This window comes from Rouxiella aceris (assembly GCF_012933545.1).
Lineage (GTDB): Bacteria > Pseudomonadota > Gammaproteobacteria > Enterobacterales > Enterobacteriaceae > Rouxiella > Rouxiella aceris.
Genome location: NZ_JAADJU010000007.1, coordinates 287,372 through 310,565 on the forward strand (window position 1 = coordinate 287,372; position 23,194 = coordinate 310,565).

12 protein-coding genes are annotated in these 23,194 nt (G+C 54.0%); 9 read left to right on the plus strand and 3 right to left on the minus strand.

Going from position 1 to position 23,194, the window contains the following annotated elements; genetic code table 11:
• Positions 1–120: 120 nt before the first annotated feature.
• Positions 121–3,180, plus strand: coding sequence for a bifunctional diguanylate cyclase/phosphodiesterase (locus tag GW590_RS14935; RefSeq protein WP_169403842.1), 3,060 nt, complete (start codon positions 121–123; stop codon positions 3,178–3,180).
• Between the two features lie 321 nt (positions 3,181–3,501).
• Positions 3,502–5,076: a hypothetical protein gene (locus GW590_RS14940; RefSeq protein WP_169403843.1), complete on the plus strand. Its 1,575-nt coding sequence runs from the start codon at positions 3,502–3,504 to the stop codon at positions 5,074–5,076.
• Positions 5,077–5,197: 121 nt separating this feature from the next.
• On the opposite strand, the gene GW590_RS14945 is transcribed toward GW590_RS14940, so the two are convergent.
• On the minus strand, positions 5,198–5,968 hold the full coding sequence (locus GW590_RS14945) for an N-acetylmuramoyl-L-alanine amidase (protein ID WP_169403844.1): 771 nt from the start codon (positions 5,966–5,968) through the stop codon (positions 5,198–5,200).
• A 159-nt stretch (positions 5,969–6,127) separates the two neighbouring features.
• Here GW590_RS14945 and GW590_RS14950 point away from each other — a divergent pair, with 159 nt between their 5' ends.
• From GW590_RS14950 to cobA, 7 genes are all read left to right on the plus strand, one after another.
• A complete protein-coding gene (locus GW590_RS14950) occupies positions 6,128–7,402 on the plus strand; it encodes a nitrate regulatory protein (protein ID WP_169403845.1) in 1,275 nt (424 codons plus the stop codon).
• A gap of 321 nt (positions 7,403–7,723) precedes the next feature.
• Entirely contained in the window at positions 7,724–8,980 is a 1,257-nt protein-coding gene (locus GW590_RS14955) for a CmpA/NrtA family ABC transporter substrate-binding protein (protein WP_169403846.1), read from the plus strand.
• Between the two features lie 12 nt (positions 8,981–8,992).
• Complete coding sequence (gene ntrB / locus GW590_RS14960) at positions 8,993–9,937, plus strand: nitrate ABC transporter permease (protein ID WP_169403847.1); 945 nt, start codon at positions 8,993–8,995, stop codon at positions 9,935–9,937.
• Positions 9,934–10,731 (plus strand): ABC transporter ATP-binding protein, encoded by a 798-nt coding sequence (locus GW590_RS14965; protein ID WP_169403848.1) that lies wholly within the window; start codon positions 9,934–9,936, stop codon positions 10,729–10,731. Before ntrB ends, GW590_RS14965 begins: the two co-directional genes overlap by 4 nt.
• 23 nt (positions 10,732–10,754) lie before the next feature.
• Complete coding sequence (nirB, locus tag GW590_RS14970) at positions 10,755–14,951, plus strand: nitrite reductase large subunit NirB (protein ID WP_169403849.1); 4,197 nt, start codon at positions 10,755–10,757, stop codon at positions 14,949–14,951.
• Positions 14,948–17,620: a nitrate reductase gene (locus GW590_RS14975; RefSeq protein ID WP_169403850.1), complete on the plus strand. Its 2,673-nt coding sequence runs from the start codon at positions 14,948–14,950 to the stop codon at positions 17,618–17,620. Before nirB ends, GW590_RS14975 begins: the two co-directional genes overlap by 4 nt.
• Positions 17,617–18,462 (plus strand): uroporphyrinogen-III C-methyltransferase, encoded by an 846-nt coding sequence (gene cobA, locus GW590_RS14980; protein WP_169403851.1) that lies wholly within the window; start codon positions 17,617–17,619, stop codon positions 18,460–18,462. Before GW590_RS14975 ends, cobA begins: the two co-directional genes overlap by 4 nt.
• Before the next feature lie 1,978 nt (positions 18,463–20,440).
• Here the strand turns inward: cobA and GW590_RS14985 are convergent.
• Positions 20,441–21,463, minus strand: a complete 1,023-nt coding sequence (locus GW590_RS14985; RefSeq protein ID WP_169403852.1) for a LacI family DNA-binding transcriptional regulator — start codon at positions 21,461–21,463, stop codon at positions 20,441–20,443.
• Positions 21,464–21,565: 102 nt separating this feature from the next.
• Positions 21,566–23,113 carry a serine hydrolase domain-containing protein gene (locus GW590_RS14990; protein ID WP_169403853.1) on the minus strand — a complete coding sequence of 516 codons (1,548 nt, stop codon included), beginning with the start codon at positions 23,111–23,113 and terminating at the stop codon, positions 21,566–21,568.
• Positions 23,114–23,194: the final 81 nt, after the last annotated feature.

The window sequence follows — 23,194 nt, forward strand, 5'->3', positions numbered from 1 at the left end:
CTCTATAAACAAGGATATTGCGCAAACATGCCCCAGACCGATAAGTCTCCCGCATCAGTTCTCACTCCTCAACAGGGGACTCGCTCTCATCGGTTTATTACAAGACTGATAATTAGTGTCGTGCTAATTAATATACTGGCGATAATTTATGCGGGGTCGACGCTGTATTCCAGCAAGAAGGAGTCTATTCTTGCAGCAGAAACCCGTAGCCGCACCATTGCGCGCGCGGTAGACCAAAGCATAACCAGTAATGTCGACAAGATAGATATTGCCTTGCAGATCCTGGTGCGGGAGGCAGAAGCGCAACTTGCGCAAGGCACATTACAGCCGAATACATTGCTTCAGAGTCTGAAGCAGCAGCAATTGATGTTGCCGGAATCAGCAGGCTGTCGAATTTTCGATGCCACCGGACATATTGTAGCGGCAGTGGGGATCCTCGCCACTGCCTTGCCTCAGTTGGATATTTCTCAGCGTAGCTATTTCCTCGATCTTAAATCGGGTAGCGCGAAAGGACTCTATATCAGCCCGCCGCTTCGTAGCCTGGTATCCGAAGAGGTCGCGGTGCTGTTTGTACGACGCATTAACAACCCCGCAGGGCAGTTTGCCGGGCTGGTTTTGGTTCCGGTCAAAGTTGAATACTTTAGCCAGCTTATGCAGCACTTTGATCTGACGTCGAGCGATGCCACTACGCTTCGCTATCGTGATCTTAGTATGATTGTTCGTTACCCCCCTTATCTCAAGGATGGCAAACCGGTAGACGCCAGTCCCAACTTATCTGATGAGCTACGTCAAACCGCTTTATCGGGAGTCACCGAGGGTGTGTTTCACTCGATTTCACCGTCTGATCAAATCAAGAGAATCAAAACCTTTCATCGGGTGAGCAACGCGCCTTTGGTCATTATTGGTGAAGTCTGGGAGAAGGAGTATCTGCGTCCCTGGTATCGACAGGTATGGCAAACCCTGGGCTTTTTGATCATGTTTATGCTGCTCAGCTTTTTTCTGGCCGGGATGGTGCTCCATTATTGGCGTAAACAGCTTGATGCCATCCGTTCATTGTCTGATAGCCGTAACCAACTGGATAGCGCCCAGGCAGTAGGGCATCTGGGTACCTATGTTTTTGATATCGCCAATGGCACAGGTATTGGTACGGCATCCCTTTATTCAATCGTAGGCATTAGTCTCGAGAACCATCTCAATTTTGGCTTGTGGGAAACGATTATTTATCCCGATGACCAGCATGAGGTACGACGTCGCCTGGATCGAGCCATTAAAAATCAGGAACCAAACTTCTCTATCGAATACCGCATTGTCAGAAAAAACGATGGCATGATTTGTTGGATTTTGGATCTCACCAAATTGGAATATACAACGGATGGGACCATGTTGCGGATGAGCGGGGTTATTCAGGATATTGGGGAACGCAAGTTGGCCGAAGAGAGATTAAGGCTGACGCAGGAAGTTTTCCTGCACACTAATGAAGGTATTTTTGTCACTGATAGTCAGGGGCAATTTCTGGAGATCAACCCGGCGTATACCCAAATGTCGGGTTACAATTTGCAGGATGTGCAATGCCAAATGCCGCTTTTCCCGCACTCAGGCTTGTGCCCACAAATGTTTCTGCAGCGGATATTACCGCACCTGCAGCAAATGGGCCGCTGGGAAGGTGAGCTACAGAGCTGCCGTAAAGACGGTAGTCTTTATATTCAGTTTGCCCGTATTTCTTCAGTGCTTGATAACCAGGGCAATATATCCCGTTTTATCGGCATTGCTTCTGATGTTACCGAGCTGCGTGAAATACAGTCGCGGGTAGAATATCTGGCTTATTTTGACAAGCTTACCGACTTGCCCAATCGCATCCGTTTCATCGATAGCCTGCAACAGGCGATGGACAATCTTCAACTGGGAAATGAGTCAATTGGCGTGTGCTATCTGGATCTCGATGGCTTCAAGCTGGTGAATGATGAATGGGGGCACAGTACCAGCGACGCTATCTTGCAGCAGGTTGGTACGCGGCTGCAGTCTGCTTTCGGTCAAAACGGCTTGGTGGCACGTATTGGTGGCGATGATTTTGTGGTGTTGCTTCAACATCTACAGGGTGAAAATGCGCTACTGTCAGCGATAGACCAGTTACATAATTTATTTGTTAAGCCTTTTTTGGTTGAGCAAGTTAGCGCAAAACTGACGATTAGCGTCGGAGCCACCCTTTATCCTCGCGATGGAGGTGAAAGTCCGGAAGTGATGATCCGCAATGCCAATCAGGCAATGTGTATTGCCAAGCTGGCCGGAAAAAATCGTTCCCATCTGTTTGATGTCGTCAATCAACGGCGTTTACGTGACAATCAAAATCTTTTTGCGCGCGTGCTGATGGCGTATGAGCAGAATGAATTTGAGCTCTATTATCAACCCAAGGTCGATATGTATAACGGCCAGGTAATAGGTGTCGAAGCATTGATCCGCTGGATCCATCCGCAACAAGGCTTAATCACGCCTGAAGCTTTTTTACCGCTGGTGGAAAATACCGAGTTCTCCATCACCCTCGGGGAATGGGTCATGCGTCAGGCGATGAGACAGATGAAAATATGGTCGGCAGCGGGGCTGGTGCTCCCGGTCAGCATCAATGTTTCCGGCTATCATTTACAGCGTTCTGATTTTGTCAGTCGCCTGGCACAAATCCTCGACGAATACCCAGGGGTAAAACCAGACTGGCTGGAATTGGAAATTCTTGAAACTTCAGCAATGGAGGATTTGGATCAGATAGCTCTCTTACTGCAAGCCTGCATGGCGCTCGGGGTGAATTTTGCTCTTGATGATTTTGGTACCGGTTACTCTTCACTGACTTACTTGCGTCGTTTGCCGACGAAAACGCTAAAAATCGACCGTTCTTTTGTCATAGAGATACTGACAAATTCAATGGATCAGGCTCTGGTGGCGGGTATCGTTGCGTTGGGTCATAGTCTGGCGCGCGAGGTGATTGCCGAGGGCGTGGAAAGCCTTGAGCATGGTATTCCCTTGTTGCGTATGGGCTGTCATCTGGTACAGGGATATGGCATTTCTCGGCCGATGAGGGCAGATGAAGTCCAGGATTGGGTGGCGCAGTGGCGAATGCCGGAGATTTGGAAAAATTGTCTTAGCGAAGAAAGTCAGCAGGCACCAGACCTGAACCAGCGTGCCTTTGGCTAACAAGTGATAAAACAGACCGAAAGGCCTGTCTGCCGCGCGGAGAGACCATCCGCAGGATATCCGTTTTGCGTACCGTTCTAAAAAGATAAAGCTTTGCTTTATCAGACTGCTGACAAAGTCCGTTATTAGGGAGAGTGCACCGTTGGGGTCGTAACGGGCTTGCCCGTCGGAGCGCCCCTGGGTGCGCTATGCCCGGGTATCTCGATCATCAAGACGACTTGGTTATCAAACTCATAAAGCTTTGCTTTATTTTGCCGATAATTTTAGCAGCAAGATCGGGAACTCCTCTGGAAACAGGACGCAAAAAAAGGACTTATCGGCATGACAGTTATTTCTGTGAACAATAACCAATCAGCAAACAGCCTGTTGACGACCGCTAAAATAGCCGCAACAGTGTCCGCTGTTGCCAGCCAGCAGCAGGCGACACCGTCGACGTCGGTATCAATCGGCCAAGTGGCCAGCAGTTCCCCTGTCTACACCATCACCAAACCGGTACTGGTGTGGGAGAATGTGTCGAACGACCTGATCACCTCAAAAATCGCCAGTAATCTCGGCAGCACCGCCAGCAATGGGGGCTTTAGCGGCCTGGGCGCGGCATTGCTACAGCGTTTTACGCAAAGTGGCGGCAATTATTCGCAGTCGGTTTTTCAACAGACCTCAGCTTCCCAGACAGATGCAGCCACTTCGCTGGCCAGCCTTACCCGGCAGTCGCAGCTACATGGCACTGCCGAAAACCAGGTCAGTCTGAGTATCAAAACCGCCAGCGGTGCGCTGGTGGATATCACCATGGGTAGCGACAACGATGGCTTGGCTGTGCAGGTCAAAGTCAGTAAAGGTACCTTGAGCGATACCGAGCGGGCGGCGCTGGCCAAACTTGCCGATGGTTTTCAGAAAGCCATTGATGGATTGACCACAGAACCGCCAAAGCTGTATCTCAGCGGTTTAACCCAGTTTGATACTTCCGTACTCTCGTCCGTTGATTTGCATGCCAATTTCGGCACCGCCAGTACGCTGGATTTTCATGCCGACAGTAATTCGCGCACGGTGAAATCTACCGGGGCTGCCGGGACGGTGGCGATCAACGTCGATATGAGCAAGCGGGCGACTCTCGGTAGCGAAAGCCAGCAAAAACAGGCTATGACGCAATATTTGAAGCAGTTCGACAGCGCGGGTAATCGGGGCAACGGTGATGCCAACCTGATGACCATGTTCAAGGACGCCTTTACGGCGCTGAACAGCAACACCGGGCCGTCGGCCTCGACGCAAAAAAGTAGCGGTAGTACACCGATTTATTTCTCCCTTAATGGGACAGATAAAAATATGCTCACCGGTCTGGCGGATTTTACTGCTTCCGTCACTCAGACCACCAATACCAACGCCAACCCAATGCGCCCTGGCGAAGTAGATGCCTTTTCTTATCAGGTATCACAAACCAGCAGCATCACCGGCAGCAGCACGCAGGATCGCAATATTACGCAGAAACAGCAGGCCCATCTGGTGGCCAGCTATCACAAGCCGCTGGCCGCGGATCTGCAACTGAATCTGACCAGCGATAAAAGCTCGCAAAATTATCTGTATTACCAGGTGGATGACAAGTCGGAAAGCAGCACATCAATCCAATACCACAAAGGTTTGCTGGTTAGTGCCGCCGTGGAACAGTCGGCCAGTACCTCAACCCGTATTCAAAAATATGTGCAGGGCATCTTGCAGTCCGATACCACTACGCCGGTAACCGCCGCAAAATCCACCGATCTGCTCGGTAAGTTGCAATCGGCCTGGCAGAATGACAAGTCCGGGATGTCGTTCCAGGCTTATCTAAGCCAACATACGCTGCCGGATCTCAGTAGCCTGGTCTTGTTGCAGTCAGATCCCACTCAATTAGCACAGGCATCGTAATTGCTCACTAATAAATAACTGAGCCTGCAGCTAAGCCATAAAATTAACGGCGGTGACCACAATCAGCAACGGGTGGTCACCGCCGTTTTTTGTTGTTTAACCGGGAAGCTAAGCAAACAAGTCAGCTTACCGGGAAATACCTTTCAACCAGGGCATAAAGAATGGCGGCCGTCTCCGCATCCAGTATGCCGTCATATTTTTGCGGCCTGAAATGAAGCTGAAATGCGCGGATTACATTCTGGTATCCACTGGCGGTGGTCGTCATGGAAGTGTCGTAGCCATAGCGCGCGAGTTGGGCTATTACGTCGTTTTTTTCTGGCAGAACGGGGGTAAACTGCGCCTGATAATGTTGCCGGGTGGTATTTTCATACCAGGCACCGATCCCCGATAAGTAGAGCTCTTGCCACGGAAAAGCCGTGCCAGGATCGCTTTTTCTACCAGGGGCAATATCACTGTGTCCAAGGACATGGGTAGGGGAAATCTCAGGATAACGTTGCAAAATATTGGCTGCCAGTTGTTTGACGGCCTCAATTTGCTGCGGGTTATACGGCGGAAAGGTGAAGATGCCATTATTATCGCTGGCTAAATTGACAATCTCAATGCCAATGGCGGTGTCATTGAGGTTACTGCGTCCAGCCCAGGAACTCACTCCGGCATGCCATGCCCGTTCACTTTCATCAACCAGATTAAAAATACGTAATTGGTCAAAACCTGCTGCAAGATAAGTTTCGTCAAGCGGATCGGGCAGCAGATAGTGTGCGCTGACTGCAGATCCCGTCAGGGTTGCCACCGAGTTCGCAAAGTTGACTGCCGTATAATGCATAACCAGAAAGCGAACCCGACGATCGAAACTTTTTACAGAGCGATAGCGATTAAAATCAATAGTAAACATAGATATCTCCTTTTGTTGGTACAGCTCCAGATATTGATAGTACAGACTCTGAGCGCGCAGGTCTGCGCAAAGTAATGATGTCGACACTGCCCTTAAGATACTTACGGCATACTTATTGCATATTCCCTTTATCTTAGGTTTTGCGGGTTCAGGATCCTTATGACAATTTCCGCGCTCAATTTTGTATTGGCATCGAAAAAAAGTGAAATAACCAGCCTGCAACAAATGTTGCAAATGGGCAAACTGGTCGGGGCGGTAAGCCAGCTTATCCATGTGCTGCAGCGCGAAAGGGGAACGGCCAATATTTATCTCTGTTCTCAGGGACAATACTTTGCCGAGCAGCTCGGTGAAAGAGCCTTACAGGTGCAACTGGCCGAACAGGGGTTGATGGCCCAGCTTTCGGCGCTCGATCTTAGCGGACAATATATTACCAATGCCTCGCGTTTATTCAGTTGCATAGCCACCGTATTGCACGGTCTTACGACTTTGCCTGAGCTGCGGCAACAGGTCGCGGCGCGGACAATCGAGCAACCGGCGGCAATGGATCGCTATTGCCAGGTGATCCGCAGTCATCTCAGCCTGGTATTTGAAGCGGCGGACACTTCTGCCGATCCGGCCATTGCGCGCGCCTTGCTGGCCATGTTCAGCTTTATGCAGGGTAAAGAGCTGGCTGGTCAGGAGCGGGCGCTGGCCGCAGCGGGTTTTGCGGCACGTTATTTTGATGAACCGCTGCAACAACAACTGGTGGCCTTGATTGACGGACAGGATCGTTGTTTCCACACCTTTACCGAATTTGCCGATGCCCGCTGCATGGCCTTATGGCAGCAACAGCAAAGTGTCGACAGCAGCGAGTTTGAACGTTTTCGTCGCGTTGCCTGTACGCGCGTCACCCCAGGCAGTGAGCCTAACGATGTAGCACTGCGCTGGTTTGCGGTCACCACGGCGCGTATTGACGGTATGAAACAGGTAGAAGATTTGCTGGAGGATATGGTGATGGAATGTTGCCAAATGCGCCTTGCCCAGGCCGAAAAAGCCCAGCAGTTGCAACAACTGGATATTGCCTTGATTGACCTGCAAATGCCGCAGCAAAGTAGTCGTTATGCGGTGTTTATCAGTGAGCCGGCCGGGCAACCGAACCATGACCATTATCAGACCGACGGCCTCAGTCCACAATTGAGCCGATCGATTCTGGATCTGGTCGAACAGCAGTCTCGCCAGTTACAGGCGCTGGATGCCGAGCTGGTGGGTTTGCGGGCGTCACTGGTGGAGCGTAAGCAGGTAGAACAAGCCAAGGGGCTGTTAATGCAGCACCGGGGACTGAGCGAACAACAAGCGCATAAAACCTTGCGTGATATGGCGATGAACCAGAATAAAAAACTGGCGGAGATTGCGGCGGCAATGCTGTCGGTGGCCGATTTGTTAAGCGGCAAGTAAGCTACTACCTAAGTAGTAGTTGCACTGATGATGTGCCATTTCCTTGTGCATCAGCCTCTACGATAGTGCAAAAAAAACGCATTTAGCAAAGAGAAATTAGCTAACTCGTTGATTTATAGTTGCACGCATGTTTCAAAATAAGTTGGCACGTAAGCTGCATTATTACTTTTAACATACCAAGCCAATGGCGGTTTGGTCAGGATTACGGATAAAGGCGTCCGTTAGCGTTCAGGAAACTGAGCGCTAACAGGACGCTTTTTTTTTGCTTTTTTTTTACCTGTTACCAGTCCGGTTTGCGCTGTCAGCCATAGGGGAAATGCCATGAAACATGAGAAAGCACGGGGACAAGTGTCGCGTCGCCAATTTATTACCGGAAGTGCCGCCCTGGGTGGTTCTATGCTGTTACCCGGATTTATAAACAGCGTCTGGGCGGCGGGTTCAGATGCGCCGGAAAAGAGAGAGATCCGTGTAGGTTTTATTCCTCTCACCGATTGTGCTTCGGTGATCATGGCAGCAGAGAAAAAGTTTGATGAGAAATACGGCATAAAAATCATTGCCAGCAAAGAGTCGAGCTGGGCTTCGGTGCGCGACAAGCTGCTATCCGGTGAGCTGGACGCTGCCCATGTCCTTTATGGTCTGGTCTACGGCCTGCAACTCGGTGCGGCAGGTCCGCAGCGCGAGATGGCCATGCTAATGAGCCTAAATAACAACGGCCAGGCGATCACTCTGTCAAATCAGCTAAAGCAGGCGGGAGTGACAGACGCGGCTTCACTGAAAAAACAGGTTGATGCCAGCGCCAAAGGTACTTACACCTTTGCGCAAACCTTCCCAACCGGAACCCATGCCATGTGGCTTTATTACTGGCTGGCCAACGCCGGTATCCATCCCTTCAATGATGTCCGCAACGTCGTGGTGCCGCCGCCGCAAATGGTGGTCAATATGAAAATTGGCAATATGAGCGGTTTTTGTGTGGGCGAACCCTGGAATCAGCGCGCCATTCTCGACGATATCGGTTATACGGCGATAACCACCCAGGAAATCTGGCCGGACCATCCGGAAAAAATTCTCGGTACCACCGCCAGTTGGGTGACGGCTAACCCCAATGCTGCGCGCGCCTTGACCGCTGCCGTGTTGGACGCCTCGCGCTGGATTGATACCTCGGACGCCAATCGGATTGAAACGGCGCAGGTTATTGCCGGACGCGCCTATGTCAATTCTTCGGTTGAGACCATTCAGGGCCGCATGCTGGGTAGCTATGAGAACGGTCTGGGCAAGAAATGGCAAGACAGTCACAGCATGCGCTTTTTCCATGACGGCGAGGTCAATTACCCCTGGTTATCTGACGGCATGTGGTTCCTGACCCAGCAAAAGCGTTGGGGATTGCTTGACCAGCATCCGGATTATCTGGCAGTGGCGAAAAAGATTAACCGTATCGATATCTATAAGCAGGCCGCCAGCGCGGTGGGCGGCATCAATCTGCCGTCGAGCGATATGCGCAGCAGTACCCTGTTTGACGGCAAGGTGTGGGATGGCAGCAACCCTGCGGCCTATGCCAACAGTTTTGCCATGCAACGTTAAGTGAGGTGACCGATGACCAGCCAACCGATCCATTCCCATGACAGTGCCGAGATTATCCCGCTGTCGGCGAGCCCTGCCAGTGCAGAAATAGTGCCCTTAACCACGTCGCCAAAAAACGTGATGCCGGCACCAGCCGAAGCCCATAAATCGCAGCGTGGCAAGCTGTCCCAGACGTTGCGAGCCTTGCTGCAAAAAGCGCTGCCAGGCCTGCTAGGGCTGGGGATAGTTATTGTTCTGTGGCAGATAGCCGCCCTCAGCAGCAAAGGTTTTCCTACGCCACTGAAAACCTGGGAGGCGGCGAAGGTAATTTTTGCCGATCCCTTTTATGTTGCCGGTCCCAATGATATGGGCATTGGCTGGAACCTGTTGGCCTCACTGAAAAGAGTGGCGGTGGGCTTTGGTCTGGCAGCAGCATTGGGTATTCCCGCCGGGTTTCTGATTGGTCGTTTCAGCTTTATCGCCAATATGCTTAACCCGCTGATTGCGCTGTTGCGCCCAGTCAGCCCGCTGGCCTGGCTGCCGATTGGTCTGTTGTTGTTTCAACGTGCCGAACCGGCCTCTGCCTGGACCATCTTTATCTGTTCGATCTGGCCCATGATCCTCAATACCGCCGAAGGGGTGCGCCGCATTCCACAGGATTATCTCAATGTCGCGCGGGTGCTTAACCTTAGTGAATTCACGGTGATGCGCAAGATCCTTTTTCCCGCTGTGTTGCCTTACATCCTTACCGGCGTTCGCTTGTCCATTGGTATTGCCTGGCTGGTGATTGTGGCGGCAGAAATGCTCACCGGTGGCATTGGTATTGGTTTTTGGATCTGGAACGAGTGGAACAACCTCAACGTGCAAAACATCATTATCGCCATCCTGTTGATTGGCTTAGTGGGCATGTTGCTGGAATTGGGGCTGATCGCCATTGCCCGCCACTTTAGTTTTAACAATGGTCGGGAGTCGCTATGAACCGTGAAAAAGCCCTTATTCGCGTACAGAACGTCAGTCAGAGCTTTGCTACCAGCAAAGGCCGATTTTTGGCGCTGGACAATGTCAGTTTCGATATCCATCCAGGGGAAACCCTGAGTTTTATCGGCCACTCCGGTTGCGGCAAATCGACATTGCTCAATTTGATCGCCGGGCTCAGCCTGCCGACCTCCGGCGTATTGCTGTGTGATAACCGCGAGATTGCCGGTCCGGGGCCAGAGCGTGGCGTGGTGTTTCAAAATCACTCGCTGCTACCCTGGCTGACCAGCTACGACAATGTGGCGCTGGCGGTGCATCAGGTGTTTAAAAACCAGATGAGCAAAGCCGAGATGCACGACTGGATTGAACACAATTTGGCGCTGGTGCATATGAGCCACGCCAGGGACAAGCGACCGGGTGAAATTTCCGGCGGCATGAAGCAGCGAGTAGGCATTGCCCGCGCGCTGGCAATGAAACCGAAAATCTTGCTGATGGATGAGCCCTTTGGCGCGCTGGATGCCCTGACCCGGGCGCATTTACAGGATGCAGTAATGGAAATTCAGCAGCGCCTGCGCACCACCATTTTATTGATCACCCATGACGTTGATGAAGCCGTGCTGCTGTCCGACCGCGTGATGATGATGACCAATGGACCGGCGGCGAAGGTGGGTGAGGTGCTCAATATCGACTTGCCTCGACCACGATCCCGTTTGGCTATGGCCAGTGATCCGTTGTTCCAGGGGTATCGCCAACAAGTGCTGCAATTTTTATATGACAAACAAACGGCGATCGCCTGAGTCTGACTGCGGGGGCTGCGGTGATGAATAAAACGGATTTGCTGGTGATCGGCAATGGTATGGCGGGAGTGCGACTGGTTGAGCGGCTATGCCAGCTGGCGGCCGATCGCTATCGCATTACCCTGTTGGGGGAAGAGCCACAGACCGCCTATAACCGGATTTTACTGACCCCGGTATTATCCGGCGAAAAGGCCTTTACAGACATTATTACCCATCAAGCGGAATGGTATAAACGTCACAACGTCACTTTTTTTGCCGGCCAGCGGGTGACCCATCTTTCCCCGCAAAATCAGCAGGTTTATTGCGGCGAACGGGCTTTTCATTATGACCATCTGGTATTGGCCACCGGTTCGCAGCCTTTTATGCCGCCGCTACCGGGGGCAGATCTGCCAGGCATTTTTGCCTTTCGCAGCCAGGGCGATGTGGAAAATATTCTCGCCGGGTTGCGTCCGGCAATGCCGGTGGTGGTGATCGGTGGCGGAGTGCTGGGTATTGAAACCGCCGCCGCCCTGGCGCTGCGCGGAGTGCAGGTTACCTTGGTGCAGCGTGGACCTTATCTGATGGATAGCCAACTGGATGCTCAGGCCGCGGGGCATCTTGAACAATTGTTGGCAGAACGCGGCATTACCACGCTAACCGGCGCCGAAACCCGGCGCTATATCGGCAACCCGCAGGGAAAACTGTGTGCCGTCGAACTGGCAGATGGCCGTCGCTTGTCTGCGGAATTAGTGGTGGTAGCGGCCGGTGTCCGCCCGTCGATAGCCTTGGCACAGGTTGCCGGTGTGGCTTGTCAGCGCGGGATTCTGGTGGACCACGAGCTGCGCACATCCCATCCGCAAATATCGGCTATCGGCGAGTGCTGCCAGCTTGGCGAGCAAACTTTTGGTCTGCTGGCGCCTTGCTGGCAGCAGGCCGAGCGCCTGGCTGCGCGGTTGGCCGGTGTTGCCAGTCAACCGTATCAACAACACCCGGTGCCGCTGCGCCTGAAGGTGACGGGGATTGATTTATATTGCGCCGGACAACTGCAGGGCGACCCCGCCAGCGTGGTGCAAAAATCCTGGGATCCGCTGGCCGGGCATTATCGCCGTTTGCTGCTGGTGGATCAGCAACTGAAGGGGGTGCTGCTGCTAGGTGATGCCACCGCCGGACCTGACTATTTGTCTCAACTTGATATGCCGGCGATGCCGGGCACGGCGCTAAATGTGTTTAGCGCTGATAACACCCTGGCATCGAGCCAACCTAATGACAACGATCGATTATCCCCCGGGGTAACGAGGAGCGAAGCAATGTCTAAACCCGTAATGGTTGTTGCCGGACACGGCATGGTCAGTCATCATTTTCTGCAACAGTTGGTGTCGCGCCAATTGCAGCAAAAATACCAGATTATTGTTTTTGCCGAAGAGACGACGGCCGCCTATGACCGTGTGCATTTATCGGAATTTTTCTCGGGACGTAGCGCCGAATCGCTGTCGATGGTTGAACCGGGCTTTTTTGAGCAAAACGGCATTGAACTGCGTCTGGGTCATGTGATCGAACATATTGATCGCCAGTGCCGGGTAGTGGTCGACCGGCAAGGGCGGCAAACCGCCTACGACTTGCTGGTGCTGGCCACGGGCTCCTTTCCCTTTGTGCCCCCGATCCCCGGAAATGACGGCCCCGGCTGCCTGGTCTATCGCACTCTGGAGGATTTGGCCGCGATCAGAGCCTGTGCCGATCGCGGCAAAGTGGGGGTGGTGATTGGCGGCGGCTTACTCGGGCTGGAAGCGGCCAATGCCTTAACGCTGCTGGGGCTGGAAACCCACGTTGTGGAGTTTGCTCCTCGCTTAATGGGAGTTCAGCTCGACGAGGGGGGGGCCAGTATGCTGCGCCAGAAAATCGAGGCGCTGGGTGTGCAGGTACATACCGGCAAAGAAACTCGCGCCATTATCAGCGGCGAACAGCATGACTACTGCCTCTCCTTTGCCGACGGCGAGCGACTGGAAACCGATCTGGTGCTGTTCTCTGCCGGGATCCGTCCTCGTGACCAGTTGGCGCGAGAGGCCGGGCTGTCCGTGGGGACACGCGGCGGTATTGTTATTGACGATCGCTGCCGGACCTCAGACCCGACCATTTTCGCCATTGGTGAATGTGCACTGTGGAATGGGCAGATATTTGGTTTGGTCGCCCCCGGTTATCAAATGGCCCGCACCCTGGCAGATACGCTGGCAGGCAGTGAGGCGGCCTTTAAAGGGGCAGATATGAGCACCAAGCTGAAACTGCTCGGGGTAGAAGTCGCCTCGGTGGGGGATGCTCACGGTCGCACGGCAGGCAGCCAGAGCTATAGCTGGATAGACGGTCCGGCAGAAGTCTATAAAAAAATCGTGGTGTCCGCCGATGGCACACGGCTGTTGGGCGCAGTGCTGGTGGGTGACAGTAGCGAATACAGCGCATTGTTACAGATGATGCTCAATGACCTGCCGCTGCCGGCCAATCCGCAAAGTCTGATCCTGCCGGCTACTGCCGGCGGCGGCGCGGCAAGCCTGGGAGTCGCCGCCTTACCGGCCAGCGCCCAAATCTGCTCCTGCCATAACGTCAGCAAAGGCGATATCTGTGCGGCGGTGCAGGAGGGCTGTAGTGATATGGCGGCGATTAAAAGTTGTACCAAAGCGGCGACCGGCTGTGGCGGCTGTGCCACCCTGACCCGTCAGGTGATGGAGTTTGCATTAACAGAACTTGGGGTAGAAGTAGATCGCCATCTTTGTGAGCATTTTGCCTTTTCCCGCCAGGAACTCTATCACCTGGTGCGCATCGGTAATATCACCCACTTTGATCAGTTAATGGCCAAACACGGGCAGGGACAGGGCTGTGAAATCTGCAAACCGGCGGTCGGTTCGATCCTCGCATCCTGCTGGAACGAGTATCTGCTGAAGCCGCAACATTTGCCGTTGCAGGATACCAACGATCGTTTTTTTGCCAATATCCAGAAAGACGGCACCTACTCGGTGGTACCGCGGGTACCTGCCGGAGAAATCACCCCGGATGGGCTGATTGCCATCGGACAGGTGGCCAAGCGTTATCAGTTATATAGCAAAATTACCGGCGGACAACGAATCGACTTGTTTGGTGCCAGGCTGGAGCAATTACCGGAAATCTGGCAACAGCTGATTGATGCCGGATTTGAAACCGGTCATGCCTATGGCAAATCGCTGCGCACCGTCAAATCCTGCGTCGGATCCAACTGGTGCCGCTACGGGGTTCAGGACTCCACCTCACTGGCGTTGGAGCTGGAGCATCGTTACAAAGGGCTGCGCTCGCCGCATAAAATCAAAATGGCGGTGTCGGGTTGCACCCGCGAGTGTGCCGAAGCGCAAAGCAAAGACGTTGGGGTGATCGCCACCGAGAAAGGCTGGAATCTCTACGTTTGCGGTAACGGCGGCATGAAACCACGTCACGCCGATCTGCTGGCTCGTGATATTAGCACTGCACAGCTGATCCGCACCGTTGACCGTTTTCTAATGTTTTATATCCGCACCGCCGACCGGCTGCAACGCACCAGTAGTTGGCTGGACAATTTGCAAGGCGGTCTGGACTATCTGCGTCGGGTGGTGCTTGAGGACAGCCTGCATATTGGCGATGAGCTGGAAGCGGAAATGCAGGCGGTGGTGGCCAGCTATCAGTGTGAATGGCAGACCACCTTGTCCGATGCCGATCGCCTGACGCTGTTCAAACCTTTTGTTAACAGCGATATCGCCGATGAAGCGGTGATCAATGTGATGGAGCGCCAGCAGTGGCGACCCGCGACGGCCGCTGAGCGGGCAGTGCACGCGACAACTACGCTCAGCGAGCCGCTAGCAGGCTGGGTGGCGCTGTGCCCGCTGAGCGCTATTCCGGCAAACGCCGGTATGGCCGCCAGAATGGGCGATCAACAGATTGCACTGTTTTACTTACCCGCCCATCCACAGCAGGTGTTTGCGCTGGAAAATCGCGAACCAGACACCACGGCTAACGTGTTGGCCCGCGGGCTGGTGGGCGATGTGCACGGGGAGCCGGTGGTGATTTCGCCACTCTACAAACAACGTTTTAGTTTGCTCGACGGCCGCAGTCTTGACGCTTCGCCTCACAGCCTGCGGGTCTGGCCAGTGCGCATTGATCAGGGACGTGTTTGGGTTCAGGCATCCCCGCTTTCTCCGGCGTTTGGTACGGCAAACAGGCTGGCGCTGGGCGAGCAGGTGAGCCAATGAACGGCTTGAGCTTGGGCAGGGAGGCCGCCACCACCTGTGCCTATTGTGGCGTCGGCTGTGGCGTCAGGATGCAGCCGCAAGGCGAAGGCTTTAGCGCCTCGGGAGATCCCCGGCATCCGGCCAACAGCGGACGCTTGTGTGTTAAAGGCAGTGCGCTGGGTGAGACCCTGGATTTACAAGGCCGGTTACTGCGCCCCGAAATCCACGGCCAACCGGTCAGTTGGCCGACCGCGCTGGATGCGGTGGCGACACAACTGCAGGCAATAATCGCCGAGCACGGACCGCAGGCAGTGGCCTTTTATGGTTCCGGACAACTGTTGACCGAAGATTATTACGTGGCCAATAAGTTGATGAAGGGTTTTATCGGCAGCGGCAATATGGATACCAATTCCCGGCTGTGTATGGCGTCAGCGGTAGTCAGCTATAAACGCGCTTTTGGCGCTGACGTCGTACCGGGAAATTATCAGGATCTTGAGCTGGCAGATACCGTCGTGCTGGTTGGGTCTAATACCGCCTGGGCGCACCCGGTGCTTTATCAGCGGCTGGTACAGGCCAAAAAATCGCGTCCAGCCATGCGTGTCGTCGTCATCGATCCTCGTCAGACCGCCACCTGTGATATTGCCGACCTGCATTTATCACTGCAACCGGGCAGCGATGCCGCCTTGTTCTGTGGCGCGCTGCATGCCATGGCCGAGCGCGGCCGTCTTGATCAGGATTTTCTATTGCAGCATACCGAGGGGGCCGAGTCGACGTTGGCCGCGGCGGCACACTGGACGCTGGCGCGCACCGCCCGTTTTTGCGGCCTGAGCGAAGAGCAATTGCTGGCCTTTTATCAGTTGCTGGCTGACAGCCCATCCTGGGTGACGCTCTATTCGATGGGCATTAACCAATCCAGTTCCGGGGTGGATAAATGTCAGGCGATTATTAATTTACACCTCGCCACCGGTACCCTGGGTCGTCCGGGCTGCGGGCCGTTTTCCATCACCGGTCAACCCAACGCCATGGGCGGGCGCGAAGTTGGCGGGCTGGCTAATCAACTGGCGGCGCATATGGCTTTTGGCGCAGAAGAGGTGGATCGGGTGAGTCGTTTCTGGGAAAGTGACAATGTCACTACTCAGCCAGGATTAAATGCCGTCGATCTGTTTGCTGCCATTGCCGAGGGCAGTGTCAAGGCAGTGTGGATTATGGGCACCAATCCGCTGGTCTCGCTGCCCGATGCCGATCGTGTGCGCCACGGGCTGTCGCGTTGCCCGTTGGTGATCGTCTCTGACATTATGCGCGATACCGATACCAGCCGAGTGGCGCATATCCGTCTGCCGGCGCTGGGCTGGGGAGAGAAGAATGGCACTGTAACCAACTCCGAACGCTGTATTTCTCGTCAACGCCGCTTTTTAGCGCCACCGGGTGAAGCGCGAGCAGATTGGTGGATTTTGTCCCAGGTTGCACAGCGATTGGGGTTTGGCAAGGCGTTCGCCTATCAGCATCCCGCCGAGATATTCCGCGAACATGCGGCGTTATCGGGCTTTGAAAATCAGGGGACGCGCGCCTTTGATATCAGTGGGCTGGCCACGTTGAGCAATGCACAGTGGGACGAACTGGCTCCCTGTCAGTGGCCGATTAATAGTCAACATCCGCAGGGCTGCGCCAGATTGTTTAGCGATGGGCGCTTCTTTCATGCCGACGCTAAAGCGCGACTGCTGCCCATTGTTCCCCGGCTGGCGGTCAATCAGCCGACAGTGAATTATCCGCTGGTAATGAACAGCGGGCGCATACGTGATCAGTGGCACACCATGACCCGCAGTGGAAAATCACCGCGCCTGATGCAGCATATCAGCGAACCTTTTTGCCAGTATCATCCCGCCGATGTCAGTGGCGTCGTTGCGGGAGATCTACTGCGTGTGGCCTCCTCACACGGCTGGTTACTGCTGCGTGCGCGACCCGATTCGCTGCAGCCACGGGGCAGTGTCTTTGTACCCATGCACTGGAACAGTCTGTTTAGCCAACAGGCACGAGTGGGGGCGCTAATTGAGGCCCATACCGACCCCTTGTCCGGACAGCCGGAAAGTAAACAGATGCCGGTTAATGTTCGTCGGTGGCCAGCGGCATTTCAGGCGGAACTCTTTATTCGCGGCGTGCAAGTTGAGCCGCCGGCGGTTGAGTACTGGAGTCGTATTTCCCAGCCAGGGGTTGCGCATTTTGTCATTGCCGAGTCAAAGCTACCGGCTGACTGGTTAGCCTGGCTCAATAAACATGCCGAACTTAGCACTCTGACCTGCCAGTACGCCGACCTTGGCGCAGAAGGTTTCCATCTGCTGGCCTGGCGGGATGGCGAACTATGCCTGGCGTTTTATGCTCATCATCAGCGTCCGCAGCCGGATCGCCAGACCGTGGTTGCCGCATTCGCCCACCCGCCCGCAACGGCGGCAGGGCGTCTGGCATTATTGGCCGGTAAGCAAGATCAGGGTAAACCCGCGTCCGGGCCGGTGATCTGCAGCTGTTTTGGCATTGGTGAAGGGCAGATAAAACGGGCAATGGCACAAGGTTGTCACACTGTTTTGCAACTTGGCGAAAGATTGAAATGCGGTACCAACTGCGGCTCATGTCTGCCTGAACTGAAAACATTGATTGCTGCCCGGCCGCTAAGCTGTGTAGCGGGAGAAGGCCAATGAATATCTGCATACCGACATTACCTCATCAACATATTGCCCAGTTGCTGTCGCTGGCCGAACAACAGGATCCACTCTCGGGCGGTGAAGTATGGCTGGTGGGCGCGGGACCGGGAGATGTGGAGTTGCTGACATTAAAGGCACTGCGGGTGATACGTCAGGCTGATGTCGTGGTCTACGACCGTCTGGTATCTGCCCCGGTGATGGCGCTGATCCCGCAGGATGCGTTACGCATCGATGTGGGTAAAGCGCCGGGCAATCATCGTCTGGCGCAGCCGCAAATTAATCAACTGTTAGTCGATCTGGCGCAGTCGGGTAAACGTGTAGTGCGGCTGAAAGGCGGCGATCCCTTTATTTTTGGCCGCGGCGGCGAGGAGATGGCGCACTGTCAACAGCATGGGGTAGCTTGCCATATCGTCCCCGGCATTACCGCTGCCATGGGATGTGCGGCCGCCTGCGGGATCCCTTTGACCCATCGCGATCTGGCGCAGTCAGTGCGTTTTGTTACCGGGCAAGGATCACAGGGCGAAGAAGATATCGACTGGGCGTCGTTGGTCGCTGCCCGGCAGACGCTGGTATTTTATATGGGGCTGGCCAATAGCGGCATCATTAGCCAACGTTTGATTGCCAATGGGCTGGCGGCCAGTACACCGGTGGCGATTATTGAGCGGGGTACACAACCGCAGCAACGTGTCACCACTGGCGCTTTGGGAACCCTAAGCATGATCATTGAACGAGATGCGATTGTCACCCCGGCACTGTTGATTATTGGTGACGTGGTGAGTCTTTATCAGCGCAAGGCGGCTACCAAATATCCACCGCAACCGTTACAGCGCCAGGTGTAAATAGCATAGTGGCAGCCTATAACCATTTATTTTACTTCACTATCTCCACTATGCATTCCCTCCGCTTCGCGCGGCGCCGTCTCTGAATGTGCCAGTCAGCATGTCTTAAATGGCAATTTATGGCTTAAAGTCAATTAACTCCGAGGAGCTGTTTCGGGTTTGGCTTAAATGGCAATTTGTGTTTTAAAGTCAATGGGCTATGAGGCGCTGTTTCGGTTTTATAATAGCGGTGGCAACTTGGCCTGCTGTGCCGAACCGAGTTAAGGAGCGCTGGCCCGCTCCTTAACAATCCTCGGCCTTTTGGTGTTGTTGATGCGTCTGCTGCTTATTACCGGCTATTTTCCAGTGACTCCCAGCGTGGCACGAGCCGCGCTGCTGCGCAGTCCCCTTGCTCGGTCGGGAGCCAAAAGCGTCTCCCTCCTCTTCGCGCGGCGCCGTCTCTGAATGTGCCAGTAAGCTATCTACACCGTGCCGTTTCAGCTTAAATGTCAATTTTCTTTAGAGGAGCTGTTTCGGGTTTGGCTTAAATGGCAATTTGTGTTTTAAAGTCAATGGGCTATGAGGCGCTGTTTCGGTTTTATAATAGCGGTGGCAACTTGGCCTGCTGTGCCGAACCGAGTTAAGGAGCGCTGGCCCGCTCCTTAACAATCCTGGGCCTTTTGGTGTCTTTGATTTGTCTGCTGCCTATTACCGGCTATGTTTCAGTCACTCCGAGTGTGGCACGAGCCGCGCTGCTGCGCAGTCCCCTTGCTCGGTCGGGAGCCAAAAGCGTCTCCCTCCACTTCGCGCGGCGCCGTCTCTGAATGTGCCAACTAGCTATGTACATCGTGCCGTTCCAGCTTAAATGTCAATTTTCTTTAGAGGAGCTGTTTCGGGTTTGGCTTAAATGGCAATTTGTGTTTTAAAGTCAATGGGCTATGAGGCGCTGTTTCGGTTTTATAATAGCGGTGGCAACTTGGCCTGCTGTGCCGAACCGAGTTAAGGAGCGCTGGCCCGCTCCTTAACAATCCTTGGCCTTTTGGTGTTGTTGATGCGTCTGCTGCCTATTACCGGCTATGTTTCAGTCACTCCGAGCGTGGCACGAGCCGCGCTGCTGCGCAGTCCCCTTGCTCGGTCGGGAGCCAAAAGCGTCTCCCTCCTCTTCGCGCGGCGCCGTCTCTGAATGTGCCAGTCAGCATGTCTTAAATGGCAATGTATGGCTTAAAGTCAATTAACTCCGAGGAGATGTTTCGGTTTTATAATAGCGGTGGCCACTTAACCCGCTGTGCCGAACCGAGTTAAGGAGCGCTGGCCCGCTCCTTAACAATCCTTGGCCTTTTGGTGTTGTTGATTCGTCTGCTGCCTATTACCGGCTATGTTTCAGTCACTCCCAGCGTGGCACGAGCCGCGCTGCTCCGCAGTCCCCTTGCTCGGTCGGGAGCCAAAAGCGTCTCCCTCCACTTCGCGCGGCTCCGTCTCTGAATGTGCCAGTAAGCTATCTACACCGTGCCGTTTCAGCGGCAAACTTTTTATCTTTTTATCTTTTTATCTTTTTGTCTTTCGCCGTTGACCTTTAATGTTGCCGGTTTTGCTTTAAATGTTTCCTGGCCGATTCAAAACCTACGCTGAGCGACGTGGAGGGAGACGCTTTTGGCTCGCGACCGAGTGAAGGGACCGCGAAGCGGCGTGGTTTAGGCCACACACAGATGTCACTGGAAAGAACTACAACCGACGGCACGACACTTATCAATTTGGACAAGGCGCAGGATTCCAAAGGAGGCGCGCCTTCGCCTCCTTTGGGCGGTCTGGGCCGCCGCCCAGTGAGCGAAGCGAATGCAGTTGAAGTTGACCTTGACCTTGACCTTGAAGTTGACTTTAAAACCAAAAATTGTCATTTAAGCCAATCCCGGTTTTGCCGTAAATGTTTCCTGGCCGATTCAAAACCCAACCTGATATTAAGGTTATTGACAAAGTTGGCCGCTGATCGCTGACAATAAGGTCAGAGTTTGCCACGCCAGCGCGCAATGGAATCCCGCGATATCCACTCCACGGGAATACGCGAGATGGTAGGGATCTCCTCATCTTGATCAAACAGTTGAAGAAGTCTTTCCACCGCAGTGATCCCCAGTTCTCGCGCCGATTGGCGAATGGTTGACAGGCGGGGAGTGATGAGGTCCGAATAGATGGCGTCATCAAACCCCACCAGCGACATGGCCTCGGGGGCGCTCAGGCCTTTGGCACGCAAGCCATCAAGCAGGCCAAGGGCAAGAAAATCACTGGCAGCGAAAATGGCACTGGGGGGAGCTGGCAGGGCAAGTAGTTGTTCCAGCGCCTGGCGGCCAAACTGGCGACTGTAGTCACCGTAGCGCACCAGCGATGGGTCGTAGACCAGACCGTTTTGCAATAACGCCCGACGATAACCCTGATGACGTTCACGCACACTCATCAGTTCATTGGGGCCGCCAACAAAGGCAATACGCTGGTGGCCTGCACCGATCAATGCCCGGGTGGCCATTTCACCCCCGTGCACATTATCGGAAAAAACTTTAGGCACATCACAGCCGGGCACGTCTTCATCAATCAACACGACATGCTGGTGGCCTTTAAGTTCAGCGCAAAGCTGACCATTGTCCGGGCGATTAGTGGCAAACAGCAGGCCATCCACCTGGCGGGTATCCAGCCAACGGATAAACTGACACTCTTTTTCCAGATTATTACGTGTGACGCAGAGTACCAGGCTGTAGTTATGCTGCGATGCCGTTTCTTCGGCGGCGTCAGCCAGTTCGGCAAAAAAGGGGTTGGTAATATCAGGCAATACCAGACCGATGGTTTCACTGCCCCCCATGCTTAAACGCCGAGCCAGGCTGTTGGCCCGATAACCCAAAGTATTAATAGCATCTTCAATACGCTGCACCGTTTGCTGAGGCAGTACGATACTATGATTGAGGTACCTTGAGACGGTAGCTTTGGAAAGCCCCGCCATCTGTGCGACATCCGATAACACAACCCTTTTACTGGCCATAATGTCTCTCTGTTGCCCAAATAATGTATTTTCCCTGGCGGCGAGCGTAACACGATGAAGGGGACAGCCACTGCCTGCAGCAGGCCTGGCTCGACATCAGTGCTACCAACTGATTCGACACTCCTCGCGGCGAAAGTTCAGTACCCGGCTGCGATTGGAAATCAGCCTGACATTATAGCCCTGAAAATAGAGGCAAAAGGATTTTTCCCACGGGCCGTCAGGCATTTTTACCAATAGATGCCCCTGTCCCAGTGAGGTCAGCGTTCCGCTGGCGCGTTGGGTTCCCACGCCCATCAGCAGTTTGTCGCCTTCAATATCAAAGGCGGCTTTCGATTCGGGGTGCAGCCAGCGGCCCTGGATCATGGCCAGGCAGTTATTGGCTTTAACCGGGGTAAAATAGCGTTCTGCCAAACCAATCTCCCCCTCAATAGCCTGGCCATTCATGCGCAGACGCATTGGCAAATGAGCAGAGAGCGATATCGCGCTGCCATCTTCTGCCTGATAAAGGTTCTCGCTGGCACCTAAATAAGTGGCCACCCCCTGATTAATCGACAACCAGTAAGGCTCGGCGGTGCTGGCGTACAAACCATCGGTTAGCGCAGTGCTTCTGGCTGGCAATGACGTCGCCAACAGGGCAGACATAACCGTCAGCAGCGAAGTGTATGAGGCGGTGTCTTCCCGGTTGGAAACCAGAGCAACTCCGACTTTTAACTCGGGATGCAATAGAAAATAGGTCTTATAGCCGGCGTGTGATCCGCCATGACCCAACAGCTGATGTTGGCCAAGGGTCGAATGGGTAATGCCCAATCCATAGGCAGTGGCGGTGCCATTTTGCAGGCTACGTGGCTGGCTAAGTTGTTGCAGTACACCTGCACCGGGGCCGCTATTGGCTAACAGACTCTGTAACCAGAGAGACAAGGAGCGCAGGCTACCGGTCAGACTGCCAGAGGCAGAGAGATGTAAACCGGCGCAGGCGGTTTTCCAGCCGTCTTGCGCTTGCCAGTAGCCCGGCACCAGATTGGGGACCACATCAAACCAGCTTTCCGGGGCCTGAAAGGCAATATCCAGCGGTTCGGCGATATGACGCTGCAACAGGTCGGCAAACAAAATTCCCTGTTGTTGCAGAATGGTCTCGACTAAACGGTAGCCGGTATTGGAATAGGAGATCTCGGTACCCGCCGGAAAATTCAGGCTGCCGTCCTGAGCAAGAAACTCAATAATAGCGGCAGGTTCGCTGACGTTGTATACCGATATGCCCAGCAAGGACAGGGTTTCCCGCACGTCTGGCAAACCGCCGGTCATATCCAGCGCACGTCCCAGCGTCACCTGTGACATTGGCGGTTTCAGCATTGGCAGATACTGTCCCAATGTATCATTGAGCGAGAGATTGGCGCCGCTACGCAATAGCGCTAACGCGGCAAAAATATGTTTGGTGACCGAGGCATAGCGCACCACATTGTCAATGGTAAAGCGCTCGCCGGTAGTCAGATTGGCCAAACCACCGCAGGCTTCGCCCTGGATTGACTGACTATCAAATAAGGTGATGGCACCGCCCGGTTCCCCGGGGTGATCCCAGGCGGCAGTAATACGTTTTGCTGCCGACAGTGCAGCTTGCCAATCTAATGAATGCGGTGGATCTTTGAAAGTCATTGCAAATCTCCTTTATCCTTTTGCCCTGGACACTCGGCCTGCATTCACTTACCCGACTTGCTTCAAGGCAGCAATCAGGGA

Excerpts from the sequence above, each read along its gene's own strand:
- GW590_RS14940 (WP_169403843.1), top strand. The coding sequence starts at position 3,502 with ATGACAGTTATTTCTGTGAACAATAACCAATCAGCAAACAGCCTGTTG.
- GW590_RS14945 (WP_169403844.1), bottom strand. The coding sequence starts at position 5,968 with ATGTTTACTATTGATTTTAATCGCTATCGCTCTGTAAAAAGTTTCGAT.
- GW590_RS14950 (WP_169403845.1), top strand. The coding sequence starts at position 6,128 with ATGACAATTTCCGCGCTCAATTTTGTATTGGCATCGAAAAAAAGTGAA.
- GW590_RS14955 (WP_169403846.1), top strand. The coding sequence starts at position 7,724 with ATGAAACATGAGAAAGCACGGGGACAAGTGTCGCGTCGCCAATTTATT.
- ntrB (WP_169403847.1), top strand. The coding sequence starts at position 8,993 with ATGACCAGCCAACCGATCCATTCCCATGACAGTGCCGAGATTATCCCG.
- GW590_RS14965 (WP_169403848.1), top strand. The coding sequence starts at position 9,934 with ATGAACCGTGAAAAAGCCCTTATTCGCGTACAGAACGTCAGTCAGAGC.
- nirB (WP_169403849.1), top strand. The coding sequence starts at position 10,755 with ATGAATAAAACGGATTTGCTGGTGATCGGCAATGGTATGGCGGGAGTG.
- GW590_RS14975 (WP_169403850.1), top strand. The coding sequence starts at position 14,948 with ATGAACGGCTTGAGCTTGGGCAGGGAGGCCGCCACCACCTGTGCCTAT.
- cobA (WP_169403851.1), top strand. The coding sequence starts at position 17,617 with ATGAATATCTGCATACCGACATTACCTCATCAACATATTGCCCAGTTG.
- GW590_RS14985 (WP_169403852.1), bottom strand. The coding sequence starts at position 21,463 with ATGGCCAGTAAAAGGGTTGTGTTATCGGATGTCGCACAGATGGCGGGG.
- GW590_RS14990 (WP_169403853.1), bottom strand. The coding sequence starts at position 23,113 with ATGACTTTCAAAGATCCACCGCATTCATTAGATTGGCAAGCTGCACTG.